The 404-nt window shown below is 63.9% G+C and carries 1 protein-coding gene; it reads right to left on the bottom strand.

Going from position 1 to position 404, the window contains the following annotated elements:
- Positions 1-404, bottom strand: a 404-nt coding sequence (locus tag AC0IYH_RS29565) for a hypothetical protein (RefSeq protein WP_471837618.1), incomplete at both ends; no start/stop codon positions are given.

The raw sequence follows: 404 nt of genomic DNA, 5'->3' as shown, positions 1-404 counted from the left end.
GTGTACAGAAGGGGAAGATCACGCCGGCGTTGGCGGTTCCGGCCGGCTGCGCCAGACCGTAGACGGTGGTCGGCACGACATCGACCGCCGAATACGCGTATTCGTCGATGTGCCGCTTCGAATAGGCGACGGTGCCGAGGATACCGAACGTGTCGCCGAGCTTCTTCGATACGAGCGCCGACAGGCGCGGGTCGACGTCCTTGCGGATGTCGTTGTAGATTCCGCGCGCGGTGCCGGAGAAGATGAAGTCCTTCTTCTGGTCGAACGGCTTGGGTGCGCGCAGGTCGACGGTCGCGCCAAGCGAGCCTTCCTCCACGTCCGCCGACAGCGTCTTGCGCACGGACAGCGACGAGAAGATTTCGGTGGGAAAAGTCACGAAGTCGAACGAACGGCCGGTGGCGACG

The organism is Pseudomonas sp. AC463 (genome assembly GCF_979253585.1).
The sequence above is the reverse complement of the archived record's forward strand: the minus strand, read 5'-3'. Positions and strand labels throughout refer to the sequence as shown.